Below are 19,046 nucleotides of genomic sequence, written 5' to 3' on the forward strand. Positions count from 1 at the left end.
TTCTCATGATGTAATCTCTTTGTACTTCAATTTGAAGTGCGGAATGTGGGTTACTGCTGAATACAAAGACGGAATTCTCAACCTGACTCTGCCTAAAACTGAAGCAGAAAAGAACAAAGTAGTCAAAGTGAATCTAGAAGGTTCTGGTGTGTAATAACTTGTCATTAATCTTGTGATTTAAATACCTATTGTGTGAGTTTGTGTGATCTAAATTTTAGCTTGATTGCTTTTATGCAATCAGGCTTTTTTTGTGTTTAAGTACCTCACCAATTATCCCGCCTGCGATTTAAATCGCAGTTTCACAGCTAAAGTCTGCTTAAGCAGACTGTTTGATTTGTTTGAGTCTTATTAAGACAACTTGTGTTATTGGCTAAGGGTTTAAACCCTAATCCTTTCAAGGTGTAATGTAGAATCATTGCAGATGGAAAGCAAGTATTAAATTCATCCGGGAATCTTCTATGAGAGTTGCAGTTTTCAGCAGCAAGTCTTATGACCGTGAGTTTTTGGATGCAGCAAATGCAGCAGTCCAAGCAAATCATGAGTTTGTTTACTTTGATACCAGACTCAGCCCAAAAACTGCTTCTCTGGCGGTTGATTTTCCAGCAGTTTGTGTGTTTGTCAATGATGATGTGGGTGCTGAGACTCTGGAAATTTTGGCGGAACAGGGTACTCGTTTTATTGCACTACGGTCTACTGGGTTCAACAATGTAGACCTGAAAACAGCCGCAGAATTGGGAATTAAAGTGGCGCGGGTGACGGTTTACTCTCCGTTTTCTGTGGCCGAACATGCTGTTAGTTTGGTTTTGATGTTGAATCGCCGCCTGTATCGTGCTTACAATCGAGTTCGGGATGATAACTTTTCTCTAGAAGGACTGTTAGGATTTGATTTGCATGGTAGCACCGTCGGCATTATTGGTACAGGCAAAATCGGGATGATCTTTGCTCAGATTATGGGGGGATTTGGCTGTCATTTGCTGGGGTACGATGCTTTTCCTAATCCCAAGTTTGAAGAGATAGCTAATGCGCGTTACGTGCAATTATCAGATTTATTTGCCAACGCAAATATTATTTCCTTACACTGTCCTCTCATATCGGAAACATATCACCTAATTGACGCAAGTGCGATCGCTCAAATGAAGCCTGGTACAATGCTGATTAACACTAGTCGAGGTGGGCTAATTCATACCAAAGCGGTAATTGAGGGGATCAAGTCTGGCAAGATTGGTAATTTAGGTATTGATGTATACGAACAAGAAGATGATCTGTTTTTTAGAGATTTATCTAATACTGTAATTTTGGATGATGATTTTCAGCTATTGCAATCATTCCCAAATGTTGTGATTACAGCCCATCAAGCGTTTTTTACTCGTAATGCTCTCAGTGATATCTCTAGTACAACAGTTGCAAATATCACGGAGTTTGAGCAGGATCATCCTTTACAAAATGAAATATCCTATCAAAAGTAGGGAACCTGATATCTTGCACCAACCCTAGGGATATGGCGTAGGTGCAAGATATCAGGTTCACTGAATTTGTGATCTAACGACATAAGTTGATGTCCTTACGACACAAGTTAATGTCCTTACGACACAAGTTAGTGTCCCTACAACACAAGTTAGTGTCCCTACGACACAAGTTAATGTCCTTACGACACAAGTTGATGTCCTTACGACAACAAGTTTTATGGCTACACCGTAGCCTTTTCTCATAAATTTTGTTGGTTCACAGTTGAGAAATCAGATCCCCGACTTCTACCCTCCGGGAAGCCACCCTACGGGTGTCTACAAGAAGTCGGGGATCTTGTTGAGGATCTTGTGTCCAGATGTATTAACCCACACCCAAATAATACATAAACCGCTCGCGTAATTGTTCCACGCTCAAATTCTGAGTCCAGTATTCTATCAATGCATGACCAAAAGCCTTAGCATTTTGATCAGGTGAGCCGGAGTTTTCCAATAACAATGGCCACAAAGCTAATAAATCAAACTTCAGCGTTTTATCGGTACTCAAGAGTAAAAATAAGTCATATCCCATCTGCAATTTACCAATCACAATTGGTAACTGTTCGGCGGGGATTTTCTGTGCAAGCAGATTTGCCAAAGTGGGAGATCCAGTTGAAAGGGTGGAAATAAATTGCAGAATTGGACTTTTGAGTAATGCAGTCAATCCTTGAGTTGTTGCCATCTGGAAGGTGTAGTGGTCGATAATTTTAGCAGCAGCAACAGTCCTAGCCTCTAGGTTACGCAAAAAACGAGCCAGACGCAATTGCTTGGCTGGTGCGATCGCATCAATTAACACTAAAGATAAAGCATCTATCCCCCACGCACTGCGACCTGTGTTACTGTCTCCTGTCACCACAGGCAAAACTCGGTTACAAAAATCACCCAACTGTTGCGCGCGGTACTGCGTTGCTTCCCGAATTGCCACTTCTTTTGGTCGTTCTCCCCATTGCCAATCATAGGGGGGTTGCCATTCGCGAATCGGACGCAGGCGATCAACTTGAGTAACAATGGCAATAGCAGGCAAGTCTGCAACTTCTTCTTTCATGTCTTGCAAAAAGTCCACATCCATTTGCAGAGCCGGATCAAGGGCTGGGGTGACGAGTAGCAGCAAGTCTGCATTACTAGCATAATCAAGCACGAGTGTTCTTAAGTCATTACGGTTCACTTGTTCGTAACCAGGCGTATCCCAAAGGTTTAAGGTTGCGCCTGCTGGTGCTTGCCAGTGATAATTCTGTATTTTATCGGTGCTAGGTAATACATCAACTTCAGCTAAATCTGCCTGAAATAGGGTATTAATCAAACTGCTTTTCCCGGCTCCAGTTCGTCCTACTAATAAAATATTTACAGGTTTTTGCTCGACTACTTCGACAGGTTCGGCTTGTTCTAGGATTTCTCGCAAAGTTTGGGTTTTGGTAGTAGCGGGAGGTGCTGGAATAACAGCAGATTCGACAACAGGTAATTTACCACTATAAAGAGCGATCGCTTGCTGACACAAATTTCTTAGTGCTGCTTCCCTTAACAATTGGCTTAAATTCACCAGGAGTTGCTGATTTGCTTGGTTACTATAACCTTGACTGGCTCGGTTGGCGATCGCTGCGACTGGGTTAAATAGCCATTGCGCCAAGTTCCAAGCCCGTAATAGTTTCTTGGCTGAAGGTTCCAACTTCTGGTAAATTTCATAAGCTTGGAATGCTTGCCCAACTGTAACTTGATTCAGAGCCGGAGATAACTTTTGCATCCACTGATCCATTGCATCTACCGTACCTCGAATCAAGGTATAAGCTTGAGGAACATAGATATTCAGCAGAGGATACTTAACTTCTGGATAGTAAATATTGGCAATAGCAACAACAACAGCTTGACAACGCTGCCAAAATGTTTGCCAGTCTTCCCAAATCGGGCGATCGCTCCCTGATGCTTGCAGTATTTCTTGGAGTGCGGCTTCGGCTCGCTTGGTGGCATCAGTTTGCTCTGAAGGGATTATATCACCTGTGGCAGACTCTAGTTCTTTGCTCACCTCTGCCATCACAGATTCTACTTGAGCGATCGCAGGGCGAGTCCATTGTACCAGCAGCCAACGCCAGCCCACAAACACTAGGATGAACACACCCCAAATCCAATTCAGCCCCCACTCGTGAATTTGCAATCCCGCCGATACCAGTAAAAAAGTGATGATGGTTGCGATGGGTGTTGCTAAGACGAGCCATTGCCAAAGTTTTAGTCGCACCATTGCCCTATACCTATCCAAAGTGGAGCTTTTGTATACTATTTATGGTATCTAATTGCGATCGCACCTCCAAAACAGCAAAAATTATTGCAAATAATAGAGACGATATTGGTCTATAAATTTCCCAGTATGGAGATTGAGGAGATACAACAAATGTTTGGATTAAGTGAGTTGAAGCAAACACGAGTATATCAGCAAGCTTTTGCAGAAGGCGAACAGAAAGGAAAACAGGAAGGAAGACAGGAAGGAAGACAGGAAGGAAGACAGGAAGGAAGACAGGAAGGAAAGTTGCTTGCTGTACCACCAATGTTAGCTGCTGGGTTAACTGTGGAGCAGATAGCACAGGCTTTAGGTTTAACTGTAGATGATGTTAGACAAGCTGCACAACAACAACCTTCTCAGTAAGCAAGGGAATATGCGCCCGACTTTTTCAAAAAGTCGGGAACAATTGATAACTGATAACTGATAACTGAATAAAAAGCTCAATCAATCACACTATCCATCGGCAAAAACTCTTTCAAAGCTTCCGCTTCACTAGCTTTAACTACAGGAACAGATGAGGATTGGGAATTTGCTGGAGCAAATAATTGTTCTAGATGGTTCAAACTTGTCAAACTACCGCACAATAACAATTGATCTTGAGCTTGCAATTCCATCTTGCCATTGGGGAAGCGAATAAACTTGCCATCGCGGCGCATTGATTGCACTTGCACCCCAAATTGTTGGCGAATCTTCAAATCTGCCAAAGTTTTACCCAGCATCGGACAATCAGCATTGACTATTACCCACTGACAAGCGCTATTGTCACCGGGAACAGTCGCTTTCCCAAGGGCAAATTCTTCTAAAGCCGCTAATTCCTCGCCTGAACCCACCACCAACAAGCGATCGCCTTTTTCTAATCTGGTAGTAGCATCGGGATAATCTACTTCTTCCCCACTGGCGCGGCGAATAGCCATCAAACTTACCCCAGTTAAGTAGCGCATATCGGCTTCTTCTAAAGTCATACCAATTAAGGGTGAAGTTTCTGGTAGAGAATACCAACGGTTATTTAAGTCTTGAGTCGCCCGTCGCAAATGACGGGAAACTTGGAAAGCTGATTGTTCAGGACGCAAATCTAAATAATGACGGTTGCGGATTTCTTGCATTTCTCGCTGTACAACAAGACTTGAGAATCCCGCAGCATTTAATATATAAGTTGCCATTTCTATACTGGCTTCAAATTCTGGTTGCACTACTTCCCTTGCACCCAGTTGGTAAAGAACTTCAATATTTTTATCGCTGGTGGCACGCACTACTACGTCTAAATCAGGAGATAATTCTAAAGCGCGTTTGAGACTAAGCCGGATACTCATGGGATCAGGAAGTGCGATCGCCATTCCTTTAGCTTGACTAACCATCGCAGTTTCTAAAACGTAAAAACTCACACAATTTCCATATACATAAGCCACTCCCGCCTCACGTAACTCTTGAATTCTACTTTCAGATTGGTCAATCACCACTACAGGTAAGTTGTGTTGCTGTAACAATTTCACCAAATTTTTACCGACTCGCCCGTAACCACAAACAACAACATGGTCTTTTATTGGTAATTCATCGGCTACTTCCAACGGCTTACCCTCGCCACTAAAATAGGGCTTTAGCCAAGGCATTGATTCTAGCCAATCAAAGACAATCGGTACTAAGCGTAATACAAAGGGAGTCAGGACTAATGTTACTGCTGTTGTTCCCAAAATCAGTAAATATATGTGCCGAGAAACTAATCCTAAAGCCTGTCCTTCACTGGCTAAAACAAAGGAAAATTCCCCAATTTGTGCCAGTCCAAACCCAGTAATTAACGCCGTCTTCAGAGGGTAGCCAAACAGTTTAACTAGAGGTGTGATAATCAAAAATTTACCAATAAATGCGATCGCCACTAGCCCCAAAATCAATTCCAGGTTATGCCACAAAAACACTGGATCGATTAACATTCCAATTGAAGCAAAGAACAAGCTCGCAAAAATATCTCTTAGTGGTTCTACATAAGTCAGGGTTTGATCGGCATATTCTACCTCCGAGATCATTAAACCCGCAACAAACGCCCCCATTTCAATTGACAACCCTAAATATTCTGTCAATAGGGCAATTCCCAAACACAGCGCCACTACTCCTAATAAAAATAACTCTCGGCTTTCTGTACGAGCTAGCATCCGCAACAAAGGCGGAATGATCCACTTACCAGCAATCACAGCACCCGCCGCAAACAAGCCAATCAGCGCCAAAGCTGTGAGTACCGCCATCACAATCGATTCCCCTGGTTGGTGCAAAGCTGGCAAAACTGCCAACATTAGTCCCAGAGCCAAATCCTGCACCACCAAAATTCCCAGCATCACCTGTCCGTGGGGTGTTTCTGTCTCGTTGCGTTCCATCAAACATTTGAGGACAACTGCTGTGGAAGACAAAGACAGAATCGCCCCTAAAAATACGCCCTTCGCTGGTAAAGTTCCCCAAGCCCCTGTTAAACCGCACACCAAAACAGTAACTGCGATTGTCAAGGTAATTTGCAGTCCACCTCCACCGAGGGCGATCGCTTTGACTTTTTTGAGTTCCGCAAAGGAAAACTCCACCCCCAAGGCAAATAACAAAAAGGCAACGCCGAACTGTGCTAGAGTCTCTACTTGAATTAATTCTTTAATTAGCCCTAGTCCCGACGGGCCAATAACAACCCCCCCAATCAGATACCCCAGTAAAACAGGTTGTTTTAAAAGCGCCGCCAACAGTCCACCACAGGCGGCGACAGCGAGAACTGAGACTAAATCAACAATTAATCTAAAATCTTCTTGCACAAGTTTTTCAAAGAACTATTAAGACCTATTTACAATCAGCATACAAAAGTTTGATATGGCTGTGGGGAATTCCCCAGTAAATGAAATAACAGCTTTGAACAGGGTTTTATTATAGTTACCTTCGACAAATTTAAATACGCATAAACAATAAAAATTGTCAAGCATTGATTGTTATTGTTGTAAGATCTCAATTATTTTCACTATGACTTCTTCTAGTTTTTCTGGTTTGAGTTGACCTGCTTTGTAGAGAATGATTGATTCATCAGCCGTGAACAAGCGTAAGGGGCGGATATTACTAATTTGATTGAGTCCACCTGTGCAAAAGTCGCTATTATCAATGTTAATAACATATTCATCGCTCAGTGTTTGACTGGTAATTTGACAGAGAATGAGGTCATTACCGCGAAGATTAACAACAATTACAGCAGGTCTACGTTTAGCTTGGGTCAAGTTGGAGAAAGGGAACGGGACAATCACAACATCACCTTTTACAAATCCTGCCATGCAGCCTCTTCTTCAGGTTTCAGCCAGTCTTTTTGTAGTGAAGATTCACTTAAGAGGGTTATTTCTAGTTTCTCTTGTTGACGCTTATTTTGCAAAAACTGAATAAAATCTAACACTTCTTGTAAGAGAGGTTCCGGTACTTTTTCAATTTCTTGTAGCAGTTGTTCTTTAATAGTCATAGTAGGTGAGTCAATTACAATTTGATGTATTATTATTGTTGATTGCTATAAGATTTTAGTAGTTACAATTTCTCGTAATTATCTGGCTCTACATCAGATACTTTTTTTAATGCTACCTCTCGGCGCACATCCTTAACCAGTTTTGCTGATGTAGCTTCTGTTTTTCTTAATAAAAAATTAATCAAAATTTACGTAGAGTTTGTAAAACAAATTTACTGCAACCAAAGCCGTTTTAGCTCTACTCAAGTCATCAAGTAAAAATTAATACTAATGCAGAGCTAGCACTTGACAAGTCACAAATATTACACTAGTAATGTGTTGTCTCATAAAATTTGCTGTCGGAAGGTAGAAACACTACAGCCTGTAAAATAGTCTGTTGTTCATCAGCAGATAGGATTTTTTGTATCTCTTATGACTACCGTAGATCGCGCTCAAAAGTTGTTTACAACATCTGTGTCTAATTTGCAAGTTAACCGTCTTGTTGGCAGAATGGTAGCCGGGATGTTAGCTACTTTCCCTGTAGCCTTAGCACTACCCGCAGAGGCTTTACAGGTACGGATGACTCCAGCTAATCCGAAATTGGGGGATACTTTATCGGTTTTCATTAATGTAGATAATCCTGGAACTGGTGCGAGTCCAGTAGTCACCTCTGGCGATAAAACTTACCCAGCGTTTAAAATTACTCCTAATCAGTATCGGGCTTTTATTCCCACCACACCATTACAAGACGGTGGTAAAAGAACAGTTCGCGTTTCTGGAGATGGTCAAGTACGGAACTTATTAGTGCTGGTGCGCGATCGCAAGTTCCCTGTACAACGGATTAATTTACCCCCAGGTAAAGCAGGAGTACAAGCTACAGAATACGAACTCAAGCGTGTCGCAGAATTTAAAGCTTTGCAAACACCGCAAAAATACTGGAGTGGCATTTTTACTAAACCAAATGCAGGGCGAATTTCCACAATCTATGGTGTACGTCGCTACTATAATGGTAAATTTGCTAAAGATTACTATCATCGCGGTGTTGACTACGCTGGTTCTACGGGTTCACCTGTAGTTGCTCCAGCAGCTGGGCGAGTCGCTTTGGTAGGAAAAGTATCGCAAGGTTTTCGGGTTCATGGTAACGTCGTTGGTATTGATCATGGTCAAGGGGTGACAAGTATTTTTATGCACCTGAGTCGCATTAATGTCAAAGAAGGCGATATTGTTAAACCCGGTCAACTTATTGGCGCAGTGGGTTCTACAGGTGCTTCTACAGGCCCTCACTTGCACTGGGGATTATATGTCAACGGTCAATCTGTTGATCCAACACCATGGCGATATCAAGAATTTAAATAATAAATAATTGTGTATTATTTGCTCAGATTGGGCAAAATAAACTGGATTGGTACCGTCCCTCTTTGCTTGGGTAGCTTATAAAAAGATGAGCATTATGAGTATAGAAAAAATTGTGCAACAGGCTCTCCAGGATGGTTATCTGACACCAGCAATGGAAGCAGAAGTCGGACGAATCTGTGACAATGCTAATGAACTCTCAATCGAAGAGTATATGGCACTGGATCGGCTGATGGGAACGCTGTTGACTGGTGAGGTGATAGCGGTACCACGCAAACAGTTTATTAACGTGATGGAAGAATTGGTATTAACAGAAGCGATCGCCCGCGTAGCTGAAATCGAAGCTACTAGTGAAACTTCTTTGGATGTTGGAGATATTGCTGCTTACGCCCTTAACCGTCTACCCCCTCTATACGCCACTACAGAAGAAGGTGCTAACTATCAGCGCCAACACGCCAAAGCAGAACTACAAGAATTAATTGACCAACAAGTCAGTGCAGCAATCAGCCGTTATCTGGATAGACCAAATTTCTTTCCAGAACGGCAAGTCTTGGGTAAAAACACTGGCAATGAAGTATTACGCCAAGTCAGTACTTTACTCCAAGCCTACGCACCCAATTTTGAGCAGAAGTCATTATCTTAGTAGTCAAAAGTCAATTGTCAATTGTCAATTGTTAGAAATGATGACCATTGACCATTGACAATTGACCGAACAAGGCAAAAGTAAAAAGTTAAAAGGCAAAAGAAAGAAGAATAAACTTGGTCACAAGCCCCTGAATTTAATCAGGTCAAAAAAGATAAAGATTTTTTTCTCGCACGTAGTGGAGAAAAAAGGCGTCCTTGCTACAAGCCCCCTGATTCATCTGTGGGGATTGTCTTTCTTTTTACTTTTTACTTTTTACTTTTTACTTGGATTGACTATTGCCGAACTTCCACTGTTGTCCCCATGCGTACTTGTTGGTATAACAAACGTACGTCAGGGGTACGCATACGCAAGCAGCCGTGAGAAACGGCACTACCTACTAGGTTGTCATCTGGTGTACCGTGAAAGCCGATTTTGTCCTTACCATCTGACCAAAAACCTATCCATCTATCTCCCAGAGGGCTATTTACACCTGGAGGGAATACCTTGTTTGTGATTGGGTGACGCCAAACAGGATTACGTCGCATATTTTCAATTTGAAAAGAACCTGTAGGTGTCTCCCAGCCTTTTTTGCCTATACCTGTTGGGTAACTAGCAATAACTTGATTTTGGCGCTGAACATAAACGCGGCGATCGCTTAAATCAACTACTACATGTGTCTGATCAGCAGATGCAAGAACAGTAGAAGGCTTTTGTGTTACTGAAGCCTTAGCCAACTGGGACTGAATTGGACGAGAAAGGTTTGCTTTATGTTTTTCATCTGGTATCAAACTTTTTGGCTTTGCAATTGTATCTGTTGCTCTTGCTACATAAATTCCACCAGGTTCTTGATTTGTGGGAGATTTCATCAAATCAGAAACCTGCCAATGGACAGCGAGAGATAAGAAGCCTGTGCCAAAACAAAGTAGCATCGCCATACGCGTTACAGATTCATTTCTTACCGTCGCCATCGTTTATTTTCTCCAAAATTCCCCGTTGACTCAGCCATCAGATCACAGTTTTTCTTCCCTACTCTAGCTCTAATGAAAGCGACTGTGACTGTTATGTATTTTACAGTTAGCTATTTTTGAAAAGTTTTTCAGATTCTCTTGTAAACCAATTACCAAAAATTTACAAACATTTAGCAGTTCCATTATGAATTTGTTCATACTCATGGGCAAACTAGGGCTATACAGAGTTGTGCCATTGTCTAGTTTTATATAAATCCAGGTGAGAATTTTATAGATACTCCCTGGAACCGAATAGGCCCTGTTTTCAATCATTTTAAGTGGTGTTCATGGTGTGGGTGAGAGTAAGTTTCATGTTAGAAAAACTATTGTTAGCAATTACGATTACATTTTCCCTGAATTTATTTTTGCAAGTTCGCGTACTAGAAGAATCTAATAGAGGTGCTGATTTACATCAGTTACAACAACCAGCACCTACTATCTTGGTGAGGTTGCCACAAAAGTAATGGGTAATGGGAATTGGGAATTAGACCACAGAAAAAATTGTGAGGTCAATCTAAAATCTAAAATCCAAAATTATTTGACACTTGTCAAAGCTTAGATATCATAAAAAAATATTTTTGACAATAGTAAGTATTCAGTATTGAATGCTGTCACAAATATACGTAACCTAGCTGTGTCTTACAGCAAAGTATCTGCAAAGGTATCCTGTGTTCCAGTCACAAATCCGTCACTCTTACTTGGAACATCCGGCAGATAAGTAGGTCTAATAGATAGGGATGATTTACAACCAGTACGATCTATGAGCGAATCGATTACTGTATCCTGGTCAACTGTTGATGCAAGAATCCCAGAAGCATCAGTGCAAGTTGACAAACTCTCTAACCACGATTTAATTTTACGCTGTCAGACTGGACTGCGCCCAGATCGTGCTGCATTTACAGAACTCCTGCGTCGTTATCAATCCCAAGTTGATAGGGTGCTATACCATTTAGCCCCTGATTGGTCTGACAGAGCGGATCTAGCTCAAGAAGTTTGGATTCGGGTCTATCGCAATATTAACCGATTGCAAGAACCAGCTAAATTTCGGGGTTGGTTAAGCCGCATTGCTACTAACTTGTTTTACGACGAGTTACGCAAACGTAAGCGAGTTGTCAGTCCTGTATCGCTGGATGCTCCCCGTTCGGTAGACGACGGCGAGATGGATTGGGAAATCGCAGGAGATACTCCCGGACCAGAAGAAGAACTCACAACTAGAGAGTTCTATGAACAATTGCGAGAAGCGATCGCGGATTTGCCAGAGGTATTCCGTACGACTATTGTTTTAAGGGAAATTGAAGGTATGGCATATGAAGAAATTGCCGAAATCACTGGAGTTTCCTTGGGAACAGTCAAATCGAGAATAGCCAGAGCTAGAGCCAGATTGCAAGCGCAGTTACAAACTTATCTTGGTTCCTAGTTTCAAAGTTTCACCATCAGGTGAAAAGCAGAATTTTATATTTCATTAAGATTTATTAAAATTATGTAAAGTGCTTCTGCTACTAGGATAAATCAGGAGAAATAAGGACTATCCTGGATCGAAATTTGTTGTGTTTACCCGTGCGTGAATTGGTAATAATGTTAAGATGACTACTGATTCTCACTTTAACGACCATTCCCACTTGCAATTTAATCTTAATTTGCCAGATGGGGAGGCAGAGCATACCAATGAATTAACGGGTGCTATAGATATGGTGAAGCGCGATCGCTTCGAATTATTAAGTGCTTATCTTGATGGTGAACTCACTGCTGCCGAACGTAGGCAAGTAGAAGAATTGCTGGCAAGCGATCAGGCAGTAAAATGCTTGTATTCACGGCTTTTGAAATTGCGTCAAGGCTTGCGGACAATGCCAGTACCGCAGTCACAAGCAGTAGAAGAAACTGTTGAACGAGTCATAGCTCGTTTACGCCGTCGCCGTACACGTCTTGCCTTAGTTTGGGGAGGTACAGCTATCGCCGCGACAATTATTGGTGCGGTGTCTGGCTTATTACCGGGTGGGAAATTCAGCCCACAACTGGCTCAAAATACTATAACAGAACAGGCGCAACCAGCAAAGACTATTGCTGCCGCACCATTAAATGTTTCTATTAACAACCCCATTTTGCCAATTCCGAAAGCAGCAGAAACTACCCCAGAAGATCCATTTAATCGACCAAAACAGCTACAACCATTAGATATAGGGAATGAATATCATTAGGAATTGTCAAATAAAGTGAACTAGTACAATAAGGCAAAAGTAAAAAGGCAAAAGTAAAAAGAAAGAATGCTTATTTTATAAGCTTTTCGACTATTTTAAATGGTTGCTTTATTTACGCCGTTGTGAACTAGTTAGGGTCTTAAGAAGTAGAAAGTGAAAATATGACCATATAAATATTTATTCTTTCTTTCTTTTGCCTTTTGACTTTTACCTTGTTCGGTCATTCGTCCACCAGCCATTAGCTTGGTGAACACCTCCTAAATTATCAACCATTTCCGGCGTCATCAAGTAAGCCCAAGCCCAACAGAGCGATCGCCCTTGGAAATCATATACTTCTATTTGTTGCCGATTATATAAATTTTCTGGAACTGGTCTAGCAGGGTGGTAATCTTCGAGATCATCGAGTTCGACTAGAACTTCTGGCAAATCAAATTCTAACAAATACCCGTAGACAGGACTATCCCCTGATGTCATAGCTGGGTATCCTTGGGGCAGATCAAACAGTTTACCCAGCACATAAGCTTTAGTCGCATTTACCACTTTGCGATCGCAGTAGTTTTGATAATTAGCTTCTCCTGGTTTGAGGGTGCCATAAACAAACACCCGCAATAAACCAGAAGATTTTTCTTTTAATTCAATCATTGCTTATTTCAACCAAGCCATTCATTTGCCTACCATCATCTAAAATATGGAGGCAAACTATGGTTAAAGTCCAGTAGGAGAGTTTTCGTGGATTCCCGATATAACCCAACACAGATTGAGGAAAAATGGCAAAAGACATGGAATGAACTTGGCTTAGATAAAATTTCCCTAGACAGCAATAAGCCAAAATACTACGCCCTGTCCATGTTCCCCTATCCATCGGGCAGCCTGCACATGGGTCACGCCCGTAATTATACGATTACCGATGTGATTGTCCGCCTCAAGCGAATGCAAGGTTATCGGGTACTGCATCCGATGGGTTGGGATGCTTTCGGTTTACCCGCAGAAAATGCCGCAATTGACCGAGGTGTTCCCCCGTCAAATTGGACTTATCAAAATATTCCCAAGATGCGCCAGCAATTGCAACGTCTGGGTTTATCGATTGACTGGGACTGTGAAGTTGCCACCTGTTCCCCAGATTATTATAAGTGGACACAGTGGATTTTCTTGCAGTTTTACCAAGCAGGTTTAGCTTATCAAAAAGAAGCAGCAGTAAACTGGGACCCCATTGACCAAACTGTATTGGCAAACGAACAAGTAGACAACGAAGGACGTTCCTGGCGTAGTGGGGCGAAAGTCGAACGTAAATTATTGCGCCAATGGTTTTTCAAAATCACCGACTACGCCGAAGAATTGTTGAATGACTTAGAAAAATTGCCCGGATGGCCAGAACGTGTCAAGTTGATGCAGGCGAACTGGATTGGCAAATCTACAGGTGCATATTTGGAATTTCCCATTGTAGGTAGTTCCGAGAAAATTGGTGTGTACACCACCCGCCCAGATACAGTTTACGGCGTTAGCTACGTAGTCTTAGCACCAGAACATCCGTTAACACAGCTGGTGACAACACCAGAACAGCAAGCAGCAGTAGCAGCATTTGTCGAAGAAGTTACCAACCAAAGCGAGTTGGAACGCACTGCTGAAGATAAGCCCAAGCGGGGTATACCGACGGGTGGTAAAGCAATTAACCCGTTTACAGGGGAAGAAATTCCGATTTTGATCGCTGATTATGTACTGTACGAATACGGTACAGGTGCTGTCATGGGTGTACCTGCACACGATGCACGGGATTTTAAATTTGCCAAGGATCAGAATTTGCCGATTAAAGTTGTAATAGTACGTGCTGATAATGTAGAGACGTTACATGTAACGTCTCTACAAGAGGCGTACACAGAACCTGGAGTGTTGGTGAATTCCAGCCAATTCGATCGCATGAATTCCACCGACGCCAAAAAAGCAATTGTGGAGTACGCCGAGAAACAAGGCTTTGGCAAAGAACGGGTACAATATCGCTTGCGGGATTGGTTAATTTCTCGACAACGTTACTGGGGCGCACCCATTCCCATCATTCATTGTCCCGATTGTGGCGCGGTTCCGGTTCCAGATCAAGACTTGCCCGTCAAGTTACCGGAAAATGTAGAATTTACCGGACGTGGTGGTTCGCCTTTGGCAAACTTGGAAAGTTGGGTAAACGTACCTTGTCCCAACTGCGGTACACCTGCAAAACGGGAAACCGACACAATGGATACATTTATTGATTCGTCGTGGTATTTCTTGCGTTTTACCGATGCTCAGAATGAACAGCAGGTTTTCGACTCTACAAGAGTAAATGATTTAATGCCCGTCGATCAATATGTAGGTGGAATTGAACACGCGATTTTGCACTTGTTGTATTCGCGGTTCTTTACCAAAGTATTGCGCGATCGCGGCTTGTTGAATTTCGACGAACCGTTCCAACGCTTGTTAACTCAAGGAATGGTGCAGGGTTTAACTTACTTCAACCCGAATAAAGGTGGTAAAGACAAATGGATTCCTTCCCATCTTGTTGATCCTAACGATCCCCACGATCCCCAAACAGGTGAACCACTGCAACGCATTTATGCCACTATGTCCAAATCTAAAGGCAATGGTGTAGCGCCGGAAGATGTGATTAATAAATATGGTATCGATACCGCCCGGATGTTCATTTTGTTCAAAGCACCACCTGAAAAAGATTTGGAATGGGATGAAGCAGACGTAGAAGGGCAATTTCGCTTTTTGAACCGAGTTTGGCGGTTGGTGACAGAGTTTGTTAATAGTCATCCGTCATCTGCAACACATAAAGGACAAATGACAAAAAATGAAAAAGACTTACGACGCGCAATTCACACCGCAATTAAAGAAGTCAGTGAAGACGTAGAAGATGAATATCAATTCAACACGGCGATTTCAGAATTGATGAAACTGAGTAACGCCATCACCGACACCTCTTGTAAAAACTCGCCAATCTATGCAGAAGGTATTCAAACTTTAGTTATCCTGCTGGCACCTTTTGCGCCCCACATCGCCGATGAATTGTGGCATTTGTTGGGTAACAGCAACTCAGTTCATACCCAAACCTGGCCGAAGTATGACTCAGCAGCCTTAGTTGCTGATGAAATTAATTTGGTTATTCAGATTATGGGTAAAACTCGCGGTGCAATTCCAGTTCCAGCACAAGCAGACAAAGCAGAGTTGGAAAAATACGCCCGCGAATCTGAAATTGCCAAACGTTACATAGAAGGCAAAGAAATTAAAAAGGTGATTGTGGTGCCTGGTAAGTTGATTAATTTTGTGATTGGATAAGGGATCGGGAATCGGGGATCGAGTACTATACCAATTATTCAAAAAAACCGCCTGCGATTCAAATCGCAGTCTCATTTGCATTGTCCCCAAAAAAACGGGCAGGCTTATAAACCCCTTTATTAATCAATGGGCCATGCGGAATATCCAAAGAAGCCTGCCCGTTTTTTCTACGTGGAAGACCCTCATAACCAAAGTCTGCTGAAGCAGACTGTTTGATTTAGCTTTAGCAGATAATTAATTACACGTAAAAGCGCCTGAGAAGTTTGCGAACTCAAGCGCTTTTTATATATTTTTATACCAAATCACTTATTTGATGCGACATTCGATATTCGCAATCACCTTTAGTCAAACGGGTATTACGAAAATAACTTGTGGCAAACATGTGGTGAAGTGGTATCACTCCTTGCACAAAATAAGAATATCTCCTCTGGTATAAAACGCGGACAAGGGTAAGTGACAGTTTCTAAACTGACACTAGTATAACTAAGCAGCAAATGATTGCCATTCAAGCATAATATGTGGCGAAACTCCGCTTGACCCTCAGCACGTTATGGTATAAGAACATGCTCGTAGACATGATTAATTGTTACAGAATACGTGAGAATACTTGAGTAATATCATAAACATATATGAACATTTTTGTACCAGGACGTCTGTGTATATTTGGCGAACACACTGATTGGGCGGGAGGATACCGTCATCTCAATCCTGAATTAGAAATAGGCTACACGTTGCTGGTAGGTACAAATCAGGGGTTGTATGCACAAGTGAAGTCTCATCCTAATCAATTAGTTATTAGTACTTTTGTTGGTGATGGAACTCATAAATCTCTGACTCTACCGATGGAAGCACAGGCTTTACTTACAGAAGCTAGAAAGGGTGGATTTTTTAGTTATGCTGCTGGTGTCGCTTATCAATTTTTGGCAGGGGTGTATAGCAGTAGGTCTCTAAATTCTATTGGGGGAATAGAAATTGATAATTACCTGACAGATTTACCGATTCAAAAAGGGCTGTCATCGAGTGCGGCTATTTGCGTGTTAGTAGCGAGAGCTTTTAATCTGGTATATGACTTAAAGATGTCTATCCAAGAAGAAATGGAGTTTGCCTATTTTGGAGAGATTACCACTCCTTCTCGTTGTGGACGCATGGATCAAGCTTGTGCTTATGGTAATTGTCCCATTGCGATGATATTTGATGGCGATCGCACAGAGATCATCGAACTCAGCGTTCCCAAAGATTTGTTTTTTGTGATAGTGGATCTTGGTGCTAGCAAAAATACTCAAGTAATCCTCAGCAAACTCAATCAGTGTTATCCCTTCGCCAGCAACTCCATACAAGCGAATGTCCAAAAATATTTGGGTTTTATCAGCTATCAAATTACCCAGGCCGCCATTAACGCCTTACAAACAGGCGATGCAGAAAGAATCGGTACTCTGATGAGACAAGCACAGGTAGAATTTGACAAGTATATGATATCGGCTTGTCCTGAAGAGTTAACAGCACCTGTCTTACATGAATTACTTAATTATCTACCAATTCAACCTTATATTTTGGGGGGCAAAGGTGTTGGTTCTCAAGGTGACGGTACAGCACAATTTATTGTGAAAGACAAAGAAAATCAACAAAAAGTTATTGAAATCATTGAACGAGATTTTCCACAAATGCAATGTTTAGAACTAACGATTTATGCCAAAAACTCAAATTAAGAAAGCTGTAATCCCTGCTGCTGGTTTTGGTACTCGCTTATTTCCTGCTACCAAAGTTGTCAAAAAAGAACTTTTCCCAATAATTGATCAAGATGGCAGAGTAAAACCAGTAATTCAACTCATAGTTGAAGAAGCAATTAGTGCTGGAATCGAAGAAATTGGAATTATCATTCAACCAGAAGACAAAAGAATTTTTATTGATTTATTTAAATATCCACCCAAAGCAGAGCTTTTTGAAAAGCTATCACCAGAAAATCAAAAACATAGTAAACATATCGTAGATTTAGGTGACAGAATCAAATTTTTATCACAAAAAGAACAGGCAGGTTATGGACATGCTGTATATTGTGCCAAAGAATGGGTAAATGATCAGCCATTTTTACTCATGCTAGGCGACCATATTTATGCATCTAATATTAAAAAATCTTGTGCGCGTCAAGTATTAGAAGTTTACGCCCAAGCAAATCTAAGTGTTGTTGGCTTAACAACAATTTCAGAAGATATGATTCATAAAGCCGGGTGTGTTACAGGAGTTTGGCAACAGCCAGATTCTATTCTTTCCTTAACACAAGTCTACGAAAAACCAACTGTTGAATATGCACGTCAGCATTTGCGTATTGAAGGGATACCAGAAAACGAATTTTTATCTATTTTTGGATTGTATGCACTAACGCCTACAATTTTTGATTTTCTCGAAGAAAATATTAATAATAAATTTCGAGAACGGGGCGAATTTCAATTAACAACCTGTCTAGAACAAGTACGTCAACAAGAGGGAATGACAGGGTATGTCGTACAAGGAAAAAGTTTTGATATTGGAATACCAGATGTTTATTTGCAAACCTTGATTGATTTTAGAAATAGATAATTATACCAACGGTAATTACCAATGGCAATGAAATTAGAAAAAGTTGTTCCTTTTGGGCGATCGCTTGATGAATATGTGCAAATTTTCAATCTTAATCAATCAGATTTTAACAAGCGCATTTTAGGTGTTGGCGATGGTCCGGCTAGCTTCAATGCAGAAGCTACAAAAATTGGGATGAATGTCACTTCTATTGATCCAATTTACCAATTTAGTGGTGATTTAATCCAAAAAAGATTTAATGAAGTAGTTGATAATATAATTGACCAAGTGAAAGCAAGTCCTAATGATTGGATTTGGTCATATCATAAATCTCCTGAAGATTTAAAATATAATAGAATAGCAGCTATCAACAAATTTGCCAGTGATTACGAGCGGGGAAAAATAGAGCAAAGATATTTAATTGGTGAACTACCGCAACTTGATTTTAAAGATAAAGAATTTGATATTGCTTTATGTTCACACTTTTTATTTTTGTATTCTGAGCATCATGATTACCAATTTCACTTTGACTCGATTCAGGAAATGCTCAGAGTCAGTCAACAAGTACGGATTTTCCCTTTGCTGACTTTGATGTTGCAACGTTCTCCCTATCTTGATCGCATCATCCAAGAATTCCGGAAACTAGGATATACAGTTTCAATCATCAGAGTAGAATATGAACTCCAAAAAGGTGGAAACGAAATGCTGTTGATTAGTTAAACCTCGTCCAAGTTGAGAACTGGAGTTTTTTTACAGGGATTGGGGATTGGGGATTGGTATTTATTCCTCCCTTG

16 protein-coding genes and 1 pseudogene are annotated in these 19,046 nt (G+C 41.4%); 11 read left to right on the forward strand and 6 right to left on the reverse strand.

Going from position 1 to position 19,046, the window contains the following annotated elements:
• The first annotated feature begins 458 nt into the window (after nucleotides 1-458).
• Nucleotides 459-1,466, forward strand: coding sequence for a 2-hydroxyacid dehydrogenase (locus AC5JMK_RS27735; RefSeq protein WP_495911456.1), 1,008 nt, complete (start codon nucleotides 459-461; stop codon nucleotides 1,464-1,466).
• A 361-nt stretch (nucleotides 1,467-1,827) separates the two neighbouring features.
• On the opposite strand, the gene AC5JMK_RS27740 is transcribed toward AC5JMK_RS27735, so the two are convergent.
• A complete protein-coding gene (locus AC5JMK_RS27740) occupies nucleotides 1,828-3,732 on the reverse strand; it encodes a GTPase family protein (RefSeq protein WP_096676236.1) in 1,905 nt (634 codons plus the stop codon).
• Nucleotides 3,733-3,798: 66 nt separating this feature from the next.
• Between AC5JMK_RS27740 and AC5JMK_RS27745 the strand changes: the two are divergent.
• Nucleotides 3,799-4,134 (forward strand): annotated as a pseudogene (locus AC5JMK_RS27745) (Rpn family recombination-promoting nuclease/putative transposase); the annotation flags it as partial.
• Between the two features lie 77 nt (nucleotides 4,135-4,211).
• Here AC5JMK_RS27745 and AC5JMK_RS27750 read toward each other — a convergent pair.
• From AC5JMK_RS27750 to AC5JMK_RS27760, 3 genes are all read right to left on the reverse strand, one after another.
• Complete coding sequence (locus AC5JMK_RS27750) at nucleotides 4,212-6,551, reverse strand: monovalent cation:proton antiporter family protein (protein WP_096676237.1); 2,340 nt, start codon at nucleotides 6,549-6,551, stop codon at nucleotides 4,212-4,214.
• A 171-nt stretch (nucleotides 6,552-6,722) separates the two neighbouring features.
• Nucleotides 6,723-7,055 carry a type II toxin-antitoxin system PemK/MazF family toxin gene (locus AC5JMK_RS27755; RefSeq protein ID WP_096676238.1) on the reverse strand — a complete coding sequence of 111 codons (333 nt, stop codon included), beginning with the start codon at nucleotides 7,053-7,055 and terminating at the stop codon, nucleotides 6,723-6,725.
• Entirely contained in the window at nucleotides 7,040-7,234 is a 195-nt protein-coding gene (locus tag AC5JMK_RS27760) for a DUF2281 domain-containing protein (protein ID WP_096676239.1), read from the reverse strand. The genes AC5JMK_RS27755 and AC5JMK_RS27760 overlap by 16 nt, the downstream gene beginning before the upstream one ends.
• A 411-nt stretch (nucleotides 7,235-7,645) precedes the next feature.
• Here AC5JMK_RS27760 and AC5JMK_RS27765 point away from each other — a divergent pair, with 411 nt between their 5' ends.
• Both AC5JMK_RS27765 and AC5JMK_RS27770 read left to right on the forward strand, forming a co-directional pair.
• Nucleotides 7,646-8,569 (forward strand): M23 family metallopeptidase, encoded by a 924-nt coding sequence (locus tag AC5JMK_RS27765; protein ID WP_495911457.1) that lies wholly within the window; start codon nucleotides 7,646-7,648, stop codon nucleotides 8,567-8,569.
• 94 nt (nucleotides 8,570-8,663) lie between these two features.
• The gene (locus tag AC5JMK_RS27770) at nucleotides 8,664-9,209 is read left to right on the forward strand and encodes a late competence development ComFB family protein (RefSeq protein WP_495911458.1); all 546 of its coding nucleotides are present in this window, start codon (nucleotides 8,664-8,666) and stop codon (nucleotides 9,207-9,209) included.
• A gap of 275 nt (nucleotides 9,210-9,484) precedes the next feature.
• Here the strand turns inward: AC5JMK_RS27770 and AC5JMK_RS27775 are convergent, their stop codons facing one another.
• On the reverse strand, nucleotides 9,485-10,159 hold the full coding sequence (locus AC5JMK_RS27775; RefSeq protein WP_495911459.1) for a L,D-transpeptidase: 675 nt from the start codon (nucleotides 10,157-10,159) through the stop codon (nucleotides 9,485-9,487).
• 350 nt (nucleotides 10,160-10,509) lie between these two features.
• Between AC5JMK_RS27775 and AC5JMK_RS27780 the strand changes: the two genes are divergently transcribed.
• From AC5JMK_RS27780 to AC5JMK_RS27790, 3 genes are all read left to right on the forward strand, one after another.
• Nucleotides 10,510-10,662, forward strand: coding sequence for a QAALIT motif small membrane protein (locus AC5JMK_RS27780; protein WP_495911460.1), 153 nt, complete (start codon nucleotides 10,510-10,512; stop codon nucleotides 10,660-10,662).
• Nucleotides 10,663-10,958: 296 nt separating this feature from the next.
• Nucleotides 10,959-11,615: a sigma-70 family RNA polymerase sigma factor gene (locus AC5JMK_RS27785; RefSeq protein WP_096676243.1), complete on the forward strand. Its 657-nt coding sequence runs from the start codon at nucleotides 10,959-10,961 to the stop codon at nucleotides 11,613-11,615.
• Nucleotides 11,616-11,781: 166 nt separating this feature from the next.
• Nucleotides 11,782-12,393: an anti-sigma factor family protein gene (locus AC5JMK_RS27790; protein WP_096676244.1), complete on the forward strand. Its 612-nt coding sequence runs from the start codon at nucleotides 11,782-11,784 to the stop codon at nucleotides 12,391-12,393.
• 207 nt (nucleotides 12,394-12,600) lie between these two features.
• On the opposite strand, the gene AC5JMK_RS27795 is transcribed toward AC5JMK_RS27790, so the two are convergent.
• Nucleotides 12,601-13,035, reverse strand: a complete 435-nt coding sequence (locus AC5JMK_RS27795) for a gamma-glutamylcyclotransferase family protein (protein ID WP_096676245.1) — start codon at nucleotides 13,033-13,035, stop codon at nucleotides 12,601-12,603.
• A gap of 87 nt (nucleotides 13,036-13,122) precedes the next feature.
• Here AC5JMK_RS27795 and leuS point away from each other — a divergent pair, with 87 nt between their 5' ends.
• The 4 genes from leuS (at nucleotide 13,123) to AC5JMK_RS27815 (ending at nucleotide 18,972) form a co-directional block, all read left to right on the forward strand.
• Nucleotides 13,123-15,699: a leucine--tRNA ligase gene (gene leuS, locus AC5JMK_RS27800; protein ID WP_495911461.1), complete on the forward strand. Its 2,577-nt coding sequence runs from the start codon at nucleotides 13,123-13,125 to the stop codon at nucleotides 15,697-15,699.
• 629 nt (nucleotides 15,700-16,328) lie between these two features.
• The gene (locus AC5JMK_RS27805) at nucleotides 16,329-17,405 is read left to right on the forward strand and encodes a mevalonate kinase family protein (protein ID WP_096676247.1); all 1,077 of its coding nucleotides are present in this window, start codon (nucleotides 16,329-16,331) and stop codon (nucleotides 17,403-17,405) included.
• Entirely contained in the window at nucleotides 17,386-18,273 is an 888-nt protein-coding gene (locus tag AC5JMK_RS27810) for a sugar phosphate nucleotidyltransferase (RefSeq protein ID WP_096676248.1), read from the forward strand. Before AC5JMK_RS27805 ends, AC5JMK_RS27810 begins: the two co-directional genes overlap by 20 nt.
• Before the next feature lie 21 nt (nucleotides 18,274-18,294).
• A complete protein-coding gene (locus tag AC5JMK_RS27815) occupies nucleotides 18,295-18,972 on the forward strand; it encodes an SAM-dependent methyltransferase (RefSeq protein WP_096676249.1) in 678 nt (225 codons plus the stop codon).
• Nucleotides 18,973-19,046: the final 74 nt, after the last annotated feature.

It is taken from the genome of Pelatocladus sp., assembly GCF_059505505.1.

Bases quoted from the DNA above. Each gene is read 5' to 3' on its own strand.
- AC5JMK_RS27785 (WP_096676243.1), top strand. From the start codon at position 10,959: ATGAGCGAATCGATTACTGTATCCTGGTCAACTGTTGATGCAAGAATC.
- AC5JMK_RS27735 (WP_495911456.1), top strand. From the start codon at position 459: ATGAGAGTTGCAGTTTTCAGCAGCAAGTCTTATGACCGTGAGTTTTTG.
- AC5JMK_RS27805 (WP_096676247.1), top strand. From the start codon at position 16,329: ATGAACATTTTTGTACCAGGACGTCTGTGTATATTTGGCGAACACACT.
- AC5JMK_RS27760 (WP_096676239.1), bottom strand. From the start codon at position 7,234: ATGACTATTAAAGAACAACTGCTACAAGAAATTGAAAAAGTACCGGAA.
- AC5JMK_RS27775 (WP_495911459.1), bottom strand. From the start codon at position 10,159: ATGGCGACGGTAAGAAATGAATCTGTAACGCGTATGGCGATGCTACTT.
- AC5JMK_RS27765 (WP_495911457.1), top strand. From the start codon at position 7,646: ATGACTACCGTAGATCGCGCTCAAAAGTTGTTTACAACATCTGTGTCT.
- AC5JMK_RS27755 (WP_096676238.1), bottom strand. From the start codon at position 7,055: ATGGCAGGATTTGTAAAAGGTGATGTTGTGATTGTCCCGTTCCCTTTC.
- AC5JMK_RS27740 (WP_096676236.1), bottom strand. From the start codon at position 3,732: ATGGTGCGACTAAAACTTTGGCAATGGCTCGTCTTAGCAACACCCATC.
- AC5JMK_RS27815 (WP_096676249.1), top strand. From the start codon at position 18,295: ATGGCAATGAAATTAGAAAAAGTTGTTCCTTTTGGGCGATCGCTTGAT.
- AC5JMK_RS27770 (WP_495911458.1), top strand. From the start codon at position 8,664: ATGAGTATAGAAAAAATTGTGCAACAGGCTCTCCAGGATGGTTATCTG.
- AC5JMK_RS27795 (WP_096676245.1), bottom strand. From the start codon at position 13,035: ATGATTGAATTAAAAGAAAAATCTTCTGGTTTATTGCGGGTGTTTGTT.
- AC5JMK_RS27810 (WP_096676248.1), top strand. From the start codon at position 17,386: ATGCCAAAAACTCAAATTAAGAAAGCTGTAATCCCTGCTGCTGGTTTT.
- AC5JMK_RS27790 (WP_096676244.1), top strand. From the start codon at position 11,782: ATGACTACTGATTCTCACTTTAACGACCATTCCCACTTGCAATTTAAT.
- AC5JMK_RS27780 (WP_495911460.1), top strand. From the start codon at position 10,510: ATGTTAGAAAAACTATTGTTAGCAATTACGATTACATTTTCCCTGAAT.